The organism is Pseudoalteromonas sp. SCSIO 43201 (genome assembly GCF_023716725.1).
Classification (GTDB): Bacteria; Pseudomonadota; Gammaproteobacteria; order Enterobacterales; family Alteromonadaceae; genus Pseudoalteromonas; species Pseudoalteromonas peptidolytica.
In genome coordinates this window covers 392,873-409,706 of the sequence record NZ_CP072683.1, presented here as the reverse complement: position 1 = coordinate 409,706, position 16,834 = coordinate 392,873, and the positions used below count along the sequence as shown (strand labels likewise).

Below are 16,834 nucleotides of genomic sequence, written 5' to 3'. Positions count from 1 at the left end.
GAGGAGAAGACCAATATCTAGGGTTAAATCTGTACAGACAGCGAAGCTGGCTGGTTTGGTATTGCAACATGTTGGTAAAAATCTGAGATCCGAAGCGATCTGGCTTGTATTTCAGGATCAGCTTCTATCGGCATCGCTACAGCATAAGGGTCAGCATCTTGTTTGAGCTTTGCTTGCTCTTCTTCAGATTCCGCTTTCGCCTGTTCCCCACTCAAACGCCTTGTTTGAATGTTTTGCACGCGCTGACTGTCGTTTTGTTCTTCACCACTAATAGCAGCCTTAGCAAGATCTGCTTGCGCCGCCGACAACTTTTGCGTTGCATCTGCAGCAATAGCCCTATCAGCGCCAGACGGCTCGGCAGGAGCCAATGCTGCGGCCCTCACCGTTTGCATTTTCTCGATCGTCGCTTGTGGATCTCCTTCGATCGGCGCGACGTCTATCATAACCTGACCACCAATGGCGTAATTATTACCATCAGGGCCACGCTGATATTCGTAACTTGGAGAGCCAGCATACTGCCCCCCAACCCTAGCATGAGCTTGTTCGTGTAATCGAACCTCTCTATCTCGAGCCTTTAACTCTTGAACAATTTGTTCTTCCTGCTCAGCTTGCTGCTGTTCTTGCTCACTTTTACCTTTTTCCTGGCCTTCCTCTTGCTGCTCCTCTCCTTTACCTTCTACTTTCTTACCTTGCTCGGTTTTTCCATCAGAGCCATAAAGTTTGGTTTCATCAGGCTCCGACGCTCTGCCTTTTTCTGAATCAGAGAGATTACGGTTATCTGCAAATGAAGGGTTAGTAGGGGTTGCCTTGGGGATCGCTTCACGTAGCTGGTTGTCGCGTACGACCGATTCGGTGTACACGTTGGCAGTGTTGAGGTTCATCGCCGGTGGTGGCGTTACTATGTTCATTACACTTTTATATCAATCAACGTACCTAGTGCTTCGTCTGCTGTGCGGATGCTTTGCACATTGGCTTTCGCATTAAATTCTTCCACTTTCAAGGCAACAACAGACTCAGTGAGACTCGGGGTCTCACTAACAGGCGCAGTCACCGCTTCTTCGGTACTCGCCCCTTGTAACTGTCGCCCAAATGCACGGTCTGTGGACGTTTGCTCTTCAGCTGCGGCTCTATTTATATCGGCACTCGCCTGAGCGATGCCTTGAGCAGCACGGTTGTAACCATCAATCCCGTTATTTAGCACATCACCTATTGGCATAAGCACACCTATTAAATAGACCTTTTCTTACTGACTAATTATTGCGCAAAAAATCAACAAAGGAAAGGAAAAGCGGCAATTTTTTGCCGCTTTATTATTTTAATTATTTAAATAATTGATTTTAGTAATGATATAAACGTATCTTTGTGCGAAATAAATGGTGCATGAGACGCTTTTGGCAGAACATGACTCTCAAATTTAGGGTTCAATTGGTGCATTTGATTTATCGCAGCATGCGGTACAAGTGAATCTAAACGGCCAAAAATACCCGATATTGGTTGTTCAATTTCTACAAACATATCTCGTAGATCCACTGTTTCTAATATCGTAAGTCCGCCAGAAAGCGCTTTATCCTCCGCTTGGGGAAGCTGCCCAAGTAAGGTTCTAAGCTGTTTAATATCATCTCTAGCATGTTCACTTCCCATCGCTTGAATAGCCAAAAAGCGCTCAATGGTTTTACCTGTATTCGTTGTCAGTTGTGTCGCAAAGTTATTTAACACTTTAGGAGCAATGCCCGGCCAATTAAACTTTTCAGCAAAAAGTGGAGTGGAAGCGACCAATATTACTTTACTCACTTTTTCTGGAAAATGTTTCGCCAAGTAAAGTGCAAATAGCCCACCTAACGACCAACCAACAACAACACTCTGACAGGACAACTGCTCGGCGATTAGCTCTGCATTTTTTTCAAGTATATAACCACCTGCGGCACTACTTGAACCTCCAAATCCAGGAAGATTTATTGCTTTGAGTGTATAGGGTACTTCACTTTGTAATGTGGCTTCACATAATTGCCACACAGCCTTATTCATTCCCCAGCCGTGAAGAAATACGACTTCATTTTGCATTTGTTTCTTCTCTCAACCACACTTGAAGCCATGATAGCTAACCTAGGATGGAAAGCAATGCTCCAACTCAACAGGTGCTTTACAAGCGCAATCACACAAATTTGTACCAGTTGCGGACAACGCGCACCGGATCCTGTGTGCAAATATTGTTTACCAACATGCTTAGATTTTGATGATAAGGAGATAAATCTCTTAAGTTATCCTAATATCAAACGTTTGGTAAGCCTTGATCACTGTGATGGATTAAGTGCGGTAAGCTGGTATCGGCCACCCATTTCACACTGGCTTCAAGGGATTAAGTTTCACCACAATAAAGTACACCAGTGTGCGCTAAGAATCTTGGCGCATACACTCTGGCAGCGATTTCAAAAAGCATCCCCCCTCTGCCTAGATGTAGCGTGTTGCTTACCTTTACACCGCTTTCGCTTCATTCAAAGAGGCTACAATCAGGTGGAGCAAATATGGCAGGGGTTACCATTACAACCAACAGTTTTAATAAGAAACAAAAAAACTCAGGCGCAATCCACTCTTAGTAAAGCTCGCCGTAAAGTAAATTTACGTGGTGCGTTTTCAACCGTAACCCCTGTTGAGGGAAAAAACATTCTGTTGCTAGAGGATGTGATCACAACAGGAGCAACAATGGATGCGGCAGCTAAAGCCTGCAAACAGCAAGGAGCCAAGTCGGTGTGGGCGATGAGTATTAGCCTCACACCGTTTGAAGGTTAGCTGGTAATGGGTTTATTATTTTCGCTTTATTTCATGTTTATTGCCTCAGACTATCGCACGCCTTGAGCGAAGAACAACGCATTGTTTAATAGCCTGCTTGAACCATACCAAAAACCGCGGAAGACAGGGTTATCAGCCATACCGACCACAACTCCACGACCAGCTTTTGATGCAATAAGAGCTGAAGAGCTTGCTATTTGTTCAACATTAGTAGTATCGGCGTAGCCCGACAATAGCGGAGCACTAGTATAGGCTAGCGACTCAATAAAAGGTTTATCTTTGCGATACATAACCCAAGTACTATTCTTAAACACTGGCAACTCTTTATTCTCAAAACCAAAAGAGAGTGGGTGGCTAAGGTCAAGTCGAGTATCAAAAATAGCACCGGCAATACGCTGTCTCGCGGACAATCGGTCTTTGTCTGCAAAAGTCAGATTTTTAGTATCAAATTGTCTGCGCATTTCTTTGCTAGAAGTCATCTCTGCATCAAGGAGCTGCTGTTCTATAAGCCATTGTGCACCACGCTTGTGGCCCCAAATCACTCCTCCTTTTGCTACCCAACTATGTATTTTGGCTTTTACTTTATCACTTAAATCATTGTACTTGCCATCCGCTAACAAAATATGGCTATAGCGTGTAAGTTCAAGCTTATCTATCATCTGCTTTTCTACGATAGAAGGAGCCAGCATCAGGTGCCTATCTAGGTGATACCAAAGCTCACCTACTTCATATTGACTAATACCTGCACCTGCAAAAATAAGTACTTCTGGCTTTTGCAGTTGCAGCATTTGTCTTGAACCTAAATCTATACCGCTTTCAGTCAACCCTGTGGTGACACTATATACCGGCAGTCCTAATTCACTTGTGATCGTTTTTAATTGCTCATACCAATCATCATGTTGTTGAATTCCGCGAGCAATCACCAAAGTACCAGGCTGAAAGTGTTGTTTACCAGAAGTGGTCGATGCCGAAAATGGTGACATAGCAGCTGCTACTTTTACCCCACCTTGCAACAAACGATTAGCTAGCTGTGGAGCCAAATAATGATGCCAACTAATCGCATACGCATAGCTATCTTCTACTGGTGTAAGCTTTTGTTTTTCAGTATTCGTGTTATCACTTAACTTCAGTCCCCACTCACTTTTCAATGCAACAAAATCAAGATCGTAAGCATAAGGCATTGTCCAGCCAGAGACATCATAAAATGTGTTGTCATTGAAATGCGTTTGCGTGCTAAACAATGCTTTGATCAATCGATATTGCGGCTGCTCCAGTGGAATATATAAATCACCTTGTTGGTATACTTGGTCGTCAATTTCTTTTTCTTTTGATAAATACTTTATCTCAATCTGGTGCTGCTTTAATAAGTGAATGAATGCTTCAAGGCGATAGCTATCTTGACCACGCGCAACCACATACCCTTTAGTATCATCTTTACTCGCAAGCACCTTTGCTTGTTGGTAAAATTGTTGCTGATATTCCAGTAAAGTACGTCTATGTGTTATGCCAGCTTGAAAAGTCGATAAACTAGTAGTCACTTGGTTTTTAATCGTTTCAGCAAAGCTGAGCACACCATATTGGGTTTCTTGAGCGTGTCCTCGACTGCTCGCCTGTTCAAATAAAATTCCCACTGCACCATTCACATCTGGATAAGTTGATCCTTTACCATAGTAAAAGTCATCAAAACTTTCTTGAGTGAAATATAGCTTACCTTGTGCATCTAAAGCTTTGGCATGAAATTTACCAATCAAGTTCGTTAACTGGGTATTCTCCGCAGGTGTAATAGGATGCGTTCTAGATGGGATCCCAGGTTGAAAAAAATAGGTACTGTTGGGGCCCATTTCATGAAAGTCCGTTAATATATTGGGCTTCCAATTATGAAAAGCTTTGATCCTCGCACGTGATTCCGGATGCTGTAACAGCAGCCAATCACGGTTTAAGTCAAACCAATAATGATTAGTGCGACTTGAAGGCCAAGCCTCCGAATGTTCACGATGTGCAGGATCGGTCGATGGAGAGTTACTTTTATTACTGTTAACCCACGTTGCAAAACGGGCAAGCCCATCAGGGTTCAAAGCAGGGTCTAGCAGTATAATAGCATTATCCAATAGTTGAGATACCCACTTCCCCTGCGCCGCGGCCAAATAATAAGCAAGTAAAACAGCCGCATTGCTGCCAGACGACTCATTGCCATGCACACTGTATCCCATCCACATCACCACAGGTTTATCACTACGGTTTGAGTCATCACCGATTGAGGCCAAGTGATTTTGTTGAATGCGGGCTAGGTTCTGCTGGTTTTTCGGCGAACTTACCTTTAATAATAATAGTGGTCGCTTTTGATGGCTGTAGCCTATCGTTTCAATGCTGAGCCTTGGACTCTCTTTAGCGAGTGTCTGAAGGTAGTAGACAATTTGATCATGGCGTAAATGCCACTGGCCCACCTCATAACCAAATGCCTGCTTTGGGGTAGTAATACTTGAGTCAAACTCCACGTCGTTACCAAAATAATATGCAACCGGTTTTGCCTGCAAGCTGAAGCTCAGCAACAAGATAAAACAGCTTATTAAGCGCATGATGGTTTCCTTTAGTTCTGTGTACTTTTCAAGCTAACAAGCACTCTGTCGATTGCCAAATTTTTACGCTGAACACTAGCGACAATACGATGAGGAGAGTATGATACGTATTAACCGAGTAATTTAGTCAAGTATAGAGCGAATTATGATCCGTATTTCAGATTCTGCACAAAGCCATTTCGCAAAGCTATTAGCTGATCAAGCTGAAGGCACCAACATTCGAGTTTTCGTGGTTAATCCAGGCACGTCTCAGGCTGAGTGTGGCGTGTCATATTGCCCAGCAGACGCTGTTGAATCCAGCGATATCCGTCTACCATTCAATGGATTTGAAGCTATTGTTGATGAAGAAAGTGCACCATTTCTAGACGAAGCCGACATCGACTTCGTTACCGATAAAATGGGTAGCCAGCTAACTCTCAAAGCACCAAATGCAAAAGCAAAACGACTACGCGAAGACGCAAGCCTTGCTGAACGTGTGGAGCATATGTTGGTCACTGAGGTGAATCCACAATTAGCAAACCATGGTGGCCAAGTTAGTCTAGTCGAAATTACTGAAGATGGTATTGCTGTACTTCAGTTTGGCGGCGGCTGTAATGGTTGCTCAATGATTGATGTCACGTTAAAAGAAGGCATCGAAAAAGAGATGGTTGCAAAGTTTGACGAAATTAATGGTGTGCGTGACATCACGGAGCATGCGCGCGGCGAGCACTCTTACTATTAATGAGCAAAGCTCTCATTTATCGCTTAGGGTCTAACCCTAAGCGAAGTCTCAAGTTTTTTCTCTTTGGTTTATGCGATGTTATTCTTGCCGCAATTCTGATTGCGCTTGGATACTATCAAGACCACCGTTTTCAGATAGCTGGCTTATTCATATTGCCAATTGGTCTGTGTAGTGCCTTTTACGGTTACATCGGTATTTTCGCCAATCGGTTTTCTCAGGTCATAGAAGCACGAGAAAAACGCCGTCAAACACTGAGAAACCAAGACCCCTTTGCCTAGGCTAATAATGCTCCCTGACGAGACAACTGGTAATATTTATATGCCAATGTCAGCCCTCGTAACCCCATAAAACAACTCATTGCCAGCCATAGCGCATGGTTTCCAAGTGAATATGTAAGCCAAAAAGGTAAAAAGAAGCCAAAAAGTGCTGAGATCAACATGCTGTTTCGCATTTCCTTTGCCCGAGTCAGCCCTACAAATATTCCATCAAATAAAAAGCAACTCATTGCCACTAAAGGTAAAGCCACCAGCCAAGGTAAGTAAATACTCGCAGCCGCTATAACCTCTGGTATAGTAGTAAGAGAGCCAATAATCCAGTCACCAAAAAAATAGAAGACCATACTGTAAAGTAATGCGAATAACGCTCCCCAAAACAGGCTTATTTTAACCCATAACTGCAATTGAACAGGATCCGCTCGGCCTTTAGCCGTACCCACTTTAGCCTCTGAGGCATAGGCAATTCCATCCATTGCAAAACTAACTAACATCAGAAAATTGAGCAATACAGCATTTGCCGCAAGTGTAACTTCTCCCAATCGAGCACCATAAAAGGTCATAAAGCTAAAGCACAACTGTAAGATCAATGAACGAACAAAAATATCCCTATTCAATGTCAGCAAACTCAGCCAGTGTGCCCGTTCTACAAAGCTGAACTTTAGCTCAAGCCCATGTTTATTAGCAACATTGATGGTCAGTAATATTGATAACCCCAGTGCTGCGTAGTCCGCAATCAAAGATGCCCACGCAGCCCCCGCGACCCCCCACTCAAAACCGATAACAAATAACACATCCAGAACAATATTCACGACATTAGTGAAAAGCACCAGATAAAATGGCCCGCGTCCATAGTGCATGCCTAGCATAAAACCAAGTAGCACTAGGTTTAACATGGCAGCAGGCGCACTAAATACACGAATTTGAAAGTACAGCTTTGCTTGTGTAAATACCTCATTAGACGCATTTGACAGTGATGCGATTACTTGCAGTAAAAATGGTGATAATAAAATTAGACTCAACGCAAAACAGATTGCTATTAGCACACTAGTGTAAAGTGAACCCACGAGCTTTTCGTTATCCTGCTCGCCGCTTGACTGCGCAATTACGCCCGTTGTGCTCATTCTCAAAAAGCTAGCCAACCAAAATAGTACTGAGATGGAGCTAGACCCAAGCGCAATCCCTGCCAAAAAATGAGCACTATCTAGATGACCAATTACCGCTGTATCGACTAATCCTAACAGTGGCACCGTAATATTTGATAATATCATCGGACCTGCAAGCAGTAAGAGGCTCAGATGTTGCGCTTTATAACACTTAATAAATTGATACAACATATTATTCTTGGTTTAGCCCTGTTCTCGGCACATAGTTGGGGTGCTGTCATCTTACAGTATCATCACGTCAGTGAAAAACTTCCTGCGGTAACCAGTGTCAGTGAAGAAACTTTCAAGTCACACTTGAGTTATATTAAAAACAATGGCTATAACGTGATGCCACTGCCGAAGCTATTGAATGCACTGCAATCCGAACAGACACTACCGGCAAAAACCATAGCCATCACTTTTGATGATGGCTATGAAAACAATATCACTGCCGCAGCCCCACTTTTAGAGCAGTTTGGTTTTCCGTACACTATTTTTGTCAATCCTCAACTTATCGATGAACAAAAAAGTTATGTAATGACTTGGCATGAACTGCGTAAATTGGCCAAACGAGGGGCAACGATAGCGAATCATAGTGCCAAGCATGATTACCTTCATCAAAAGCTTGATGATGAATCCATTGCCGAATGGCGAGCACGAGTCAAGCAAGATATCACTTGGTCACAACAGCGTATTAAAGAAGAAATCGGTCATGATTATCCCTACTTAGCTTACCCTTACGGCGAATTTAATCGTAAATTGCAAGAACTTGTAAGCGAGTTAGGGCTAATTGGTATTGGTCAACATTCTGGTGCGGTGGGGCTCACATCTGATTTTACGCGCCTCCCTCGGTTCCCTGCCTCAGGCATATACAGCAACCTTGAGACCCTCAAAACGAAATTAGACACCAAAGCGTTTCAATTACAAAATATGCACTACGCAGATAGTGTTACTAGTAATACAAAACCACAAATCACTCTACATTTCAAAACTAAGGACTTTCACAATACTCAGTTTGCCTGTTACGTTTCAGGTGTTGGTCAAGCCACGCTTGTTTGGGAGTCAAAAGATAGTGTTCGGATCCAAACTCCTGCTGAATTACCTAAGGGGAGATCAAGATACAACTGTACAGCACCGTCTATTCAAGAGCCGGGGCGTTACCATTGGTTTTCTCAACCTTGGGTTATTGTAGAGCAGCAGTAGTTAGCCTGAGTATTTGATAATAATACCAATTTTCTTAATTAAGTGGTCTATTTTGAGGCGAGAAAGTCTTGTCGATAACCAGGCAAAAATTTTGCTATTTAGTTGTTCTAAATAAGAAATTTTTAACGCGGTTAGCGTCAGATTTACTCCTTCAAATTGGTATAAGTGCTTTCAAAGCTGTATTCGTTAGAAAGAGATAGCAGTGGGTTAAGTTAGCATTAGAGCGAGCTTCGCCATAAACTCGCTTACACTCATCCTCTACTGGCACCAGCTCTATTGAGGCTCATCCGCCGTTACTTTTTTACTACATCAAGCATTGTTTCTGCTACCTTACTCAGTGGCACCAAAGATTGCACTGCACCTAACTCATAAGCCGCTCTTGGCATTCCCCATACCACAGAACTCAATTCATCCTGGGCGAATGTCTTCGCTCCGTTCTTTTTAAGTGCCAACATTGCTTTTGCTCCATCACTGCCCATTCCGGTCAGCATCACTGCACAAACATGCTTTCCTATTGGCACTAATGAATTAAATAACACCTCTACGGACGGTTTATGTCTATTCACAGGTTCGCCGTCATCCAGTCGACAAACGTACCCAGAAGATACTCTCTCGACTTTGAGGTGTTTATCACCAGGGGCAATAAACACGTGCCCGGGCTTCAACATATCGCCATCTTCTGCCTCTTTCACTGAAACTGCACACGTTCGGTCCATTCTTTGTGCGAAAGATGTACTGAATACGGGTGGAATGTGCTGAGTAATGACCACAGGCGGGGCATGAGTAGGTAGACGCATTAATACTTCACGTATAGCTTCCGTCCCTCCTGTTGAAGCGCCGATAGCAAGAATAGCATTGTGTGCAAAGGTGAAGGAGGTTCCTACCTCTAATTGTCTTTCTGACTTTGGCGCTTTAAATGTTCGCACTCTGGCTTTGGCTGCGACTTTTACTTTTTTCTGCAGAATATCTGAATATGATTGCAGTTGCTCTATAACATGACTGGTCGGCTTAGAAACAAAATCAACGGCACCTAGTTCTAATGCCTCAATAGTTGCAGGTGACCCTTCTTGTGTCAGCGTTGATATCATCACCACTGGCATAGGCCTCAAACGCATCAAGTTTTTTAAAAAACTGATACCATTCATTCTTGGCATCTCAATATCTAGCGTCAGCACATCCGGTGCGGTTGATTTAATCAACTCTCGTGCTTGATACGGATCCTCCGCGACGCCTACAACCTCAATACCATTCCCCTGATTTAATATTTCTTTTAATAAGCCGCGTATTAGCGGTGAATCATCGACAATGAGAACTTTGACCATATTTCACCCTTAAAACAGCTCGATGTCTGTTTTGTTGTCTTGAGCTTCAATGTCGTGTAGGTAACGTACCTCACGTTGCTCAATCGTGTTATTGTGCATGGTGCGCAGTTTTTTTACCTGTGCTTTACCACTTTGAGGATGAAAAATAACTTTCCTTGGCCATGGACCACCTACATCCTGGGAAATTAGCTTCAAACACTCTTCCTCAACATAAGCTTGGGCAAATCGGATATTCCCCTCACCGATGTCCGTCATTGAACTAATTATCTTACCGCCACCAAACAATTTAATTTTTAAGTTCGCTCTAGATGCGCCGTTTTTTACAACTTCGTTTATTAAATATTCCATCGCCCAGTTACCATAGCGACAATTAAGATCATCAGCATGAACCTCTCGTAGGGACTTTGCACCGGGTAGCATAAAGTGATTCATCCCCCCGATCCCTAACTTCTCATCATACACACATGCGGCAATACACGAGCCAAGTACGGTTGAAATTAGCTCATCTTGTTTAGATACATAAAACTCTCCAGGCAATACTTTTGCAACAACCATCGCTCGTCCTGAGTCCCAAAACCGTTTAACGTGTTCAAAGCCCCTTAAAACAGGTTTAAATTCTCTCATTCAACTGGCCTTTTTGATAAATGGTTTTACCTAAGTTTTTGAACTGCAAGTGCTCCTTACCCATGGTTTCAGAGTGTCCAATTAGCAAATATCCATTCGGTACTAGCATCCGATGGTACTGCTCGAAAAGTTTGTCTTTTGTTTTTTTATCAAAATAAATCAGAACATTACGACAGAATATGGCATCAAACGGCCCTTTCATTGGCCATGGTTCCAGCAAATTCAAGCGCTTGAAATGAATGAAAGACTGTAATTTTGGTTTGACTCTATATGTACCGCCATCTGCGCTACGCAGAAACCATTTTTTCAATTTATCTTCGTCCAAACCTGTGACATTATTTGCGGTGTACTCTCCGATACTCGCCTTACTTAATACATTTGAATCTAAATCTGTTGCCAGTACCTTTACATCCCAATCATTAGGAAATGCGTTAGCAACTGTCATTGCAATACTGTATGGCTCTTCACCCGTTGAGCACCCCGCAGACCATATCCTCACCCTTTTGTCCTGCTTATGCCGAGTAGTAATTTCTGGCACCACCGTCTTTGCCAGAAATTCGAAGTGATGATTTTCTCTAAAAAAAGAGGTTAAATTTGTAGTTATAGAATTAATAAAGTGACTAAATTCTGCGTCTTCATTTTTTTCTAAAAATGATAGATATTCAGCAAATGAACTCAAGCCATTAGCACGTATGCGTCTTGCTAACCGCGAATACACCATTTCTTTTTTATGTGGCCCAAGCACTATGCCACAAGCATCATATACTCGAGCCGAAACCTCAGAGAAGTCCTTATCTGTAAGCAAAAACTCCCGCATCGCAATATTCCCTCAATCTTACTCATCACGCTGGTTTTGTACCAGCTAAACACACCTTATGCTAAAACTCTTCCCACTCTTCAGAATCATCAGCAAACTGGTTGTTTTTTGTGTTTTGCAATGATGTTTTGCTCGGTATCATGGTGTGCTTGGGTGGTTGTTTCTCTTGAATATCATAATGACGTTTTGACGAGCTCACATCGTGGCTGTGACTAGCTAGGTCGTCTAGCGTAAAAAAGTTCAGAAGCCTTCTCATATCGTTCGCTTGCTCAGCCATAGACTCACCAGCAGCAGACGCCTCTTCAACTAGTGCGGCATTTTGTTGGGTCATCTCATCCATTTGGGAAACGGCTTTATTCACTTGCTCTATCCCAGAGCTTTGCTCAACAGAGGCTTCAGCAATATCCGAGATCATGTTTGTTACACGCTTTACCGACTCCACAATCCCTTTTAGGGTTTCGCCTGATTCATTCACCAATAATGTGCCATCTTCGACTTTGCTGACACTATCTCGTATTAAATCTTTAATTTCTTTTGCCGCCGCCGCGGAGCGCTGCGCTAAGTTTCTCACCTCTCCAGCTACAACAGCAAATCCACGTCCTTGTTCACCTGCTCGCGCGGCTTCCACAGCCGCGTTTAAGGCCAGTAAGTTTGTTTGGAAAGCAATTTCATCTATAACCCCTATGATGTCCGCTATTTTTTTACTCGAGCTGTTTATTTCTGACATACTTTCTACCGCGCGAGTCACCACCTCTCCACCTTTAGTTGCCTTATCACACGTTTCTTCTGCCAGTTGGTTCGCGACTTTTGCATTATCCGCATTTTGCCTAACTGTACTGGTCATTTCTTCCATACTAGAAGCCGTTTCTTCTAAGGAAGATGCCTGTTCTTCAGTCCGCTGACTCAAGTCAGCATTGCCTTGTGATATTTCTTCTGCGCCACTTGCGACTAGGTTTGCTGAAGTGCGGATCCGACCTAACACCTCGGTCAATTTTTCAGCCGTGGTATTGGCGTCCTTTTTCAGCTTTTCATAAGCACCACGATAATCTCCCTCTATCCGCTGGGTTAAATTACCCGTAGCCAACGAATCCAGCATTTCTCCCATGTCAGTAACTGTTTCATCGACAGTCGCAACTAAACTATTAAGTCCTTGTGCTAATCGCAAATAAAATCCTTCTTTACCCTCATCAGATAAACGAACACTTAAGTTACCACTGTTAGCTGATTGCACTAGTCCTGCGACTTCTTTTTCAATCTGGACTTCCTTGGTTCTGTCGTTCCATTCAACTACGGTTCCTACACGTTCGTTATTACTATCAAAAATGGGATTTGCCACCAAACTAAAGGTACGTCCGCCAACGGCTATCTCAGTTTTGTACTCAGATTCAAGACGAGAGAGCATACTACGCTGATGACTTGGATTTTTATGGAAAACATCAATATTAGCCCCCATAAGCTGCCTGCTGTCAAAGTTTGGCAAGTCACGTTTTAAATCACTCTCTGCGCCTCTCATCATTTCTTTAACGGCGCGGTTTAAGTATACGATCTCAAACTTTTCGTTTGCGATCATGGTATTAGTCGACACATTATCCAGCGCTCTTCGTACTCTTAAATTTTCCGCTGCAGCGGCTTTTTCCAGAGCTTCCCGATTTAACCTATCAGTCTTGTCTTCCCACTCAACCACCGTACCAATACGCTTACCGCCATCATCAAAAACAGGGGTTGCAATTAATCCAAATGTGAACCCTGCAATCTCAATATCAGCACGATATACATCGTTTAACTTATCGAGTATGTGTCTCTGATGACTCGGGTTTTCGTGAAATACATCAATACATTGCCCAACAAGTTTATCAACATCGAAATTTGGAAGAGACTTCCTAAGCTGAGGCTGATTATCTCTTAGCATCCTCACTACAGAATCGTTGACATAAACAATGTTTAATTTATCGTCCGCAAGCATGACGTTGGCTTGGCAGACATCAAGTGCACTAGAAATTCTCGCATTGTGACTCGCCAACTCAGCTTGCCTCTTTTCAACCTCAAGCTCTCTTGTTAAGTCTTTCCACTCCACTAAGGTGGCTAAGCGCTTACCTTCTTCATCAAATACTGGCGTTGCAATAAGGTCGAAGGTAAGTCCTGCGACTATAATCTGGGCAACATAGGGCCTAGAGAGATTAGCTAATATACCTCTTTGATGGCTGGGGTTACGGTGAAATGAGTCGATGTTAGCGCCAATTAAGTTATCTACATTAAAACCTGGTAATTCTTGCTGTAGTTTGGCCTGATTCTTTCGCAACATACTCGTAAGGGAATCATTTAAATAAACGATATTAAGAGACGCATCAGCCAACATTATGTTTGCTTGACAAACTTTTAGTGCTAATAACAGGCTGTGGTTATGCTCTTTATCATTCGCTATATCATTATTTAAGAAAGTAGCTACTGCTCTGAACAGCGTCGGATGCTCTGCCTTGAAGTGGTTATTTAGTAAGCTTGCATCGTTATTTTCGATTGCCGATATAATACTTTCAACGCTCTGTAACCTAGCTAGCAGCGTGTTTACACTTTGCTTCAGTAGCAAAACCGCTAATGCAACGCTTACGCCCGCAATTACTATCGCGACGTAAGTTTGAGTAGACATACTCACGTTTAACATCTGAATACTGACTGCCAAACCCACAACTATTATGGCACTGGCAACTAATACTCTGCTATTGACTTGACTCACTAGTGCGTGATCGCGCATGTTATCCCCCGACAACCGATTGCTCATCATGTTTTACTTCAAGATCTAAAATTTTTTTTAAATTTAAAAGTACAACCATTTTTTCACCAACATTGACAAGTCCTTGTACGAACTGACTATTTTCCGAGTCCTGAAAATCAGGTACATCTTTAGCAGTTTCTTCATTGATGCTGTACACGTCCGAGACTGCATCTACCACTAGTCCCATAATTTTCTGCATCCCTTTGATGAGCACAGACACGACAATAACGACTGTTAAAGCACCATATTCGATCTGAGGTAAGCCAAAGCGGATCCGCAAATCAATGATAGGTACTATGGTTCCACGTAGATTAATTGCACCGTTTACATACCTTGGTGAATTAGGAATTGCTGTGACCTCTTCCCATCCCCTAATTTCTTGGACAGCCAAGATATCCATGCCATATTCTTCTCCTGCCATCATAAAGGTCAAAAACTGCTTATCACCTTCCTTATTAGCCAGCATAATTTGCTCATTAACTGCTGCACGTTCAGTGATCATGTCATCACCTCTTCTAGCTCCTGCTCTACCAACAGCTCTTGACTTCCGGGTCGCTTAAGGCCGCTTAGTTTTATTAAGCCACTGATATCTATAATCAAAGACACTCTGCCGTCTCCGAGAATAGTAGCGCCAGATATGCCATTGACCTTTTGATAATTCGCTTCTAGGCTTTTTATCACCACTTGCTGCTGTGCCAGTAAGTCATCCACCAGCAGCCCAACCTTATGGTTGTCGCTTTCAACCACAACAAGCAGAGTTTTGTCGAGTTCTTCGATTGCTCCTTCATGGTTAAATAACTGATAGAGTCTGATGATTGGAATGTACTCGTCTCTCAATCGCAAAACCTCTAAACCATTTCCGACTCTACTCACTTTTTTAATATCGATCTGCAGTGATTCCACAATGGAAATAAGGGGGATGATATAGGTATGTTGCGCAACTTTGACTAGCTGACCATCCAAAATAGCGAGTGTAAGCGGTAGACGAATCGTAAATGTTGAGCCAACTCCCTTAGCCGAAGTAACCTCTACACTACCATTAAGCGCTTGAATATTTCGGCGTACAACATCCATCCCGACACCACGACCCGAAATATCACTTACTTCATCCGCAGTAGAGAACCCCGGCTTAAAAATAAGCTCATTTACTTCCTCAACAGTAAGCTCATCTGTTGCCTGTACCAACCCATTCGCCAAGGCTTTACTCTTGATTTTTTCTGTATTGAGACCTCTGCCATCATCCATAATCTCAATGACGATATTTCCGCCTTGGTGAAAAGCATTTAACGTCACAGTCCCAACGGGATCCTTTCCTGCTTTAATTCTTTCCTCGGGTGTTTCTAATCCATGATCTAACGAGTTTCTTACAAGATGCACCATAGGATCAGAGATTTTTTCCATCACTGTTTTATCTAACTCTGTTTGTTCGCCAAGTAGCTTGAGCGCTACTTGTTTATCCAGCTTCTGTGATGTATCTCTAACCAAGCGTGGAAAGCGACTAAAGACGAAACTAATAGGTAACATCCTTATCCGCATTACGTTTTCTTGCAAGTCTCGGGTGTTGTGAGCCAGCTGCGCCAACCCCTCTTGCATTGCAGCCAATGTATGCTCTGTGGGCTCTTGTTCGCCGAGTTGAGTTAACATTGCTTGCGTTATTACTAATTCACCCACCATATTTATCAGTGAGTCGACTTTATCTATACCTACTCTGATTGATGTAGATTCGCCTGACTTCTTATTCACCTCAGATTTAGGCTTAGCCATGGCGGTCGGTTTCTGAGTTGTTTCAGTATTGTTCTGAGTTTCTTTTTGCGCTACTTGCGATTCAGTATCTGTTTTGGACGCTATATTCACTTCTGGAGCACTATCATTTTCAAATAGGCCGCCACACAACGTGATCACTATCTCGGCGTCATCCTCAACCCACTCGAAAACCTCTCTAATAGCTGACTCAGAGTGGCTAGTGTTTAAATATAAACGCCAACTTAGGTAGCAGTCTTCAGGGTTAAACCTTTCAATATCTGGAATTGCATCGCAAAAGGCGTGCGTTTCCAAATCCCCGAGTTCGGACAGCTCACTCAACATATACAAAGGCTCATTGCCAGTTTTAAAAAGGTGTGTAAGCGGTTTGAAGTCAATTTGATAGGTTTGTAATTCAGGAGCTACCTCTCGGCTTGGTGAGGTCTGAGCATCTTGCGACTGTTGAGCGCCTAAAATCCCTTCAAACTTCTCTCGTAACGTATTCGCCACAGAAAGGTCAGGCTCTTCTTCAGCTTGCAAGCTTGTCAATAGAGCTCTTAAGCAATCGACGGACTGAAGTAAAAGATTTACATGTTCAGCTGCTAGTTGACGTCTACCATCACGGATTTGATCAAGCAAGGTCTCTAAAACGTGGGTGAAGTTAGATACGGATGTAAAGCCAAATGTTCCACTTCCACCTTTGATACTGTGCGCTGCACGAAATATGGTATTGATGGTCTCCGAATCTTCTTGCCCTGGCTGTAAGTTTAGAAGCTCCGCTTCCATCACATCCAGCCCCTCAAAGCTCTCTTCAAAAAAGACATCAAAGAATTGGCTTAAATCAATACTCATGTCGA

Annotated in this window: 15 protein-coding genes; 4 read left to right on the top strand and 11 right to left on the bottom strand. The window is 43.0% G+C overall.

The window, feature by feature from the left end:
* Positions 1-23: 23 nt before the first annotated feature.
* The 3 genes from J8Z24_RS01755 to bioH all read right to left on the bottom strand — a co-directional run bounded on the left by J8Z24_RS01755 (position 24) and on the right by bioH (position 2,061).
* A complete protein-coding gene (locus J8Z24_RS01755; RefSeq protein WP_252095160.1) occupies positions 24-908 on the bottom strand; it encodes a putative metalloprotease CJM1_0395 family protein in 885 nt (294 codons plus the stop codon).
* On the bottom strand, positions 908-1,216 hold the full coding sequence (locus J8Z24_RS01750; protein ID WP_125253728.1) for a hypothetical protein: 309 nt from the start codon (positions 1,214-1,216) through the stop codon (positions 908-910). Before J8Z24_RS01750 ends, J8Z24_RS01755 begins: the two co-directional genes overlap by 1 nt.
* Positions 1,217-1,323: 107 nt before the next feature.
* Positions 1,324-2,061, bottom strand: a complete 738-nt coding sequence (gene bioH, locus J8Z24_RS01745) for a pimeloyl-ACP methyl ester esterase BioH (RefSeq protein ID WP_176033780.1) — start codon at positions 2,059-2,061, stop codon at positions 1,324-1,326.
* A gap of 57 nt (positions 2,062-2,118) precedes the next feature.
* Between bioH and J8Z24_RS01740 the strand changes: the two genes are divergently transcribed.
* The gene (locus J8Z24_RS01740) at positions 2,119-2,787 is read left to right on the top strand and encodes a ComF family protein (protein WP_176033779.1); all 669 of its coding nucleotides are present in this window, start codon (positions 2,119-2,121) and stop codon (positions 2,785-2,787) included.
* A 50-nt stretch (positions 2,788-2,837) separates the two neighbouring features.
* Here the strand turns inward: J8Z24_RS01740 and J8Z24_RS01735 are convergent, their stop codons facing one another.
* The gene (locus J8Z24_RS01735; RefSeq protein ID WP_252095159.1) at positions 2,838-5,363 is read right to left on the bottom strand and encodes a M14 metallopeptidase family protein; all 2,526 of its coding nucleotides are present in this window, start codon (positions 5,361-5,363) and stop codon (positions 2,838-2,840) included.
* Positions 5,364-5,508: 145 nt separating this feature from the next.
* Between J8Z24_RS01735 and nfuA the strand changes: the two genes are divergently transcribed.
* Positions 5,509-6,084, top strand: a complete 576-nt coding sequence (gene nfuA / locus J8Z24_RS01730) for a Fe-S biogenesis protein NfuA (RefSeq protein ID WP_176033777.1) — start codon at positions 5,509-5,511, stop codon at positions 6,082-6,084.
* On the top strand, positions 6,084-6,362 hold the full coding sequence (locus J8Z24_RS01725; protein WP_176033776.1) for a hypothetical protein: 279 nt from the start codon (positions 6,084-6,086) through the stop codon (positions 6,360-6,362). Before nfuA ends, J8Z24_RS01725 begins: the two co-directional genes overlap by 1 nt.
* Here the strand turns inward: J8Z24_RS01725 and J8Z24_RS01720 are convergent.
* Positions 6,359-7,627, bottom strand: coding sequence for an MATE family efflux transporter (locus tag J8Z24_RS01720; RefSeq protein ID WP_176033775.1), 1,269 nt, complete (start codon positions 7,625-7,627; stop codon positions 6,359-6,361). The genes J8Z24_RS01725 and J8Z24_RS01720 overlap by 4 nt on opposite strands.
* Before the next feature lie 27 nt (positions 7,628-7,654).
* Here J8Z24_RS01720 and J8Z24_RS01715 point away from each other — a divergent pair, with 27 nt between their 5' ends.
* The gene (locus J8Z24_RS01715) at positions 7,655-8,704 is read left to right on the top strand and encodes a polysaccharide deacetylase family protein (protein WP_176033774.1); all 1,050 of its coding nucleotides are present in this window, start codon (positions 7,655-7,657) and stop codon (positions 8,702-8,704) included.
* Positions 8,705-8,997: 293 nt separating this feature from the next.
* Here J8Z24_RS01715 and J8Z24_RS01710 read toward each other — a convergent pair whose 3' ends face one another.
* The 6 genes from J8Z24_RS01710 to J8Z24_RS01685 all read right to left on the bottom strand — a co-directional run bounded on the left by J8Z24_RS01710 (position 8,998) and on the right by J8Z24_RS01685 (position 16,829).
* Entirely contained in the window at positions 8,998-10,026 is a 1,029-nt protein-coding gene (locus J8Z24_RS01710; protein ID WP_125253736.1) for a protein-glutamate methylesterase/protein-glutamine glutaminase, read from the bottom strand.
* A gap of 9 nt (positions 10,027-10,035) precedes the next feature.
* Positions 10,036-10,650 (bottom strand): chemoreceptor glutamine deamidase CheD, encoded by a 615-nt coding sequence (gene cheD, locus J8Z24_RS01705; RefSeq protein ID WP_125253737.1) that lies wholly within the window; start codon positions 10,648-10,650, stop codon positions 10,036-10,038.
* Positions 10,637-11,467 (bottom strand): CheR family methyltransferase, encoded by an 831-nt coding sequence (locus J8Z24_RS01700; RefSeq protein WP_125253738.1) that lies wholly within the window; start codon positions 11,465-11,467, stop codon positions 10,637-10,639. Before J8Z24_RS01700 ends, cheD begins: the two co-directional genes overlap by 14 nt.
* 61 nt (positions 11,468-11,528) lie before the next feature.
* Entirely contained in the window at positions 11,529-14,216 is a 2,688-nt protein-coding gene (locus J8Z24_RS01695) for a methyl-accepting chemotaxis protein (RefSeq protein ID WP_176033773.1), read from the bottom strand.
* A 1-nt stretch (position 14,217) separates the two neighbouring features.
* The gene (locus J8Z24_RS01690) at positions 14,218-14,739 is read right to left on the bottom strand and encodes a chemotaxis protein CheW (RefSeq protein WP_147390706.1); all 522 of its coding nucleotides are present in this window, start codon (positions 14,737-14,739) and stop codon (positions 14,218-14,220) included.
* Entirely contained in the window at positions 14,736-16,829 is a 2,094-nt protein-coding gene (locus J8Z24_RS01685; RefSeq protein ID WP_252095158.1) for a chemotaxis protein CheA, read from the bottom strand. The genes J8Z24_RS01690 and J8Z24_RS01685 overlap by 4 nt, the downstream gene beginning before the upstream one ends.
* Between the last annotated feature and the right edge of the window lie 5 nt (positions 16,830-16,834).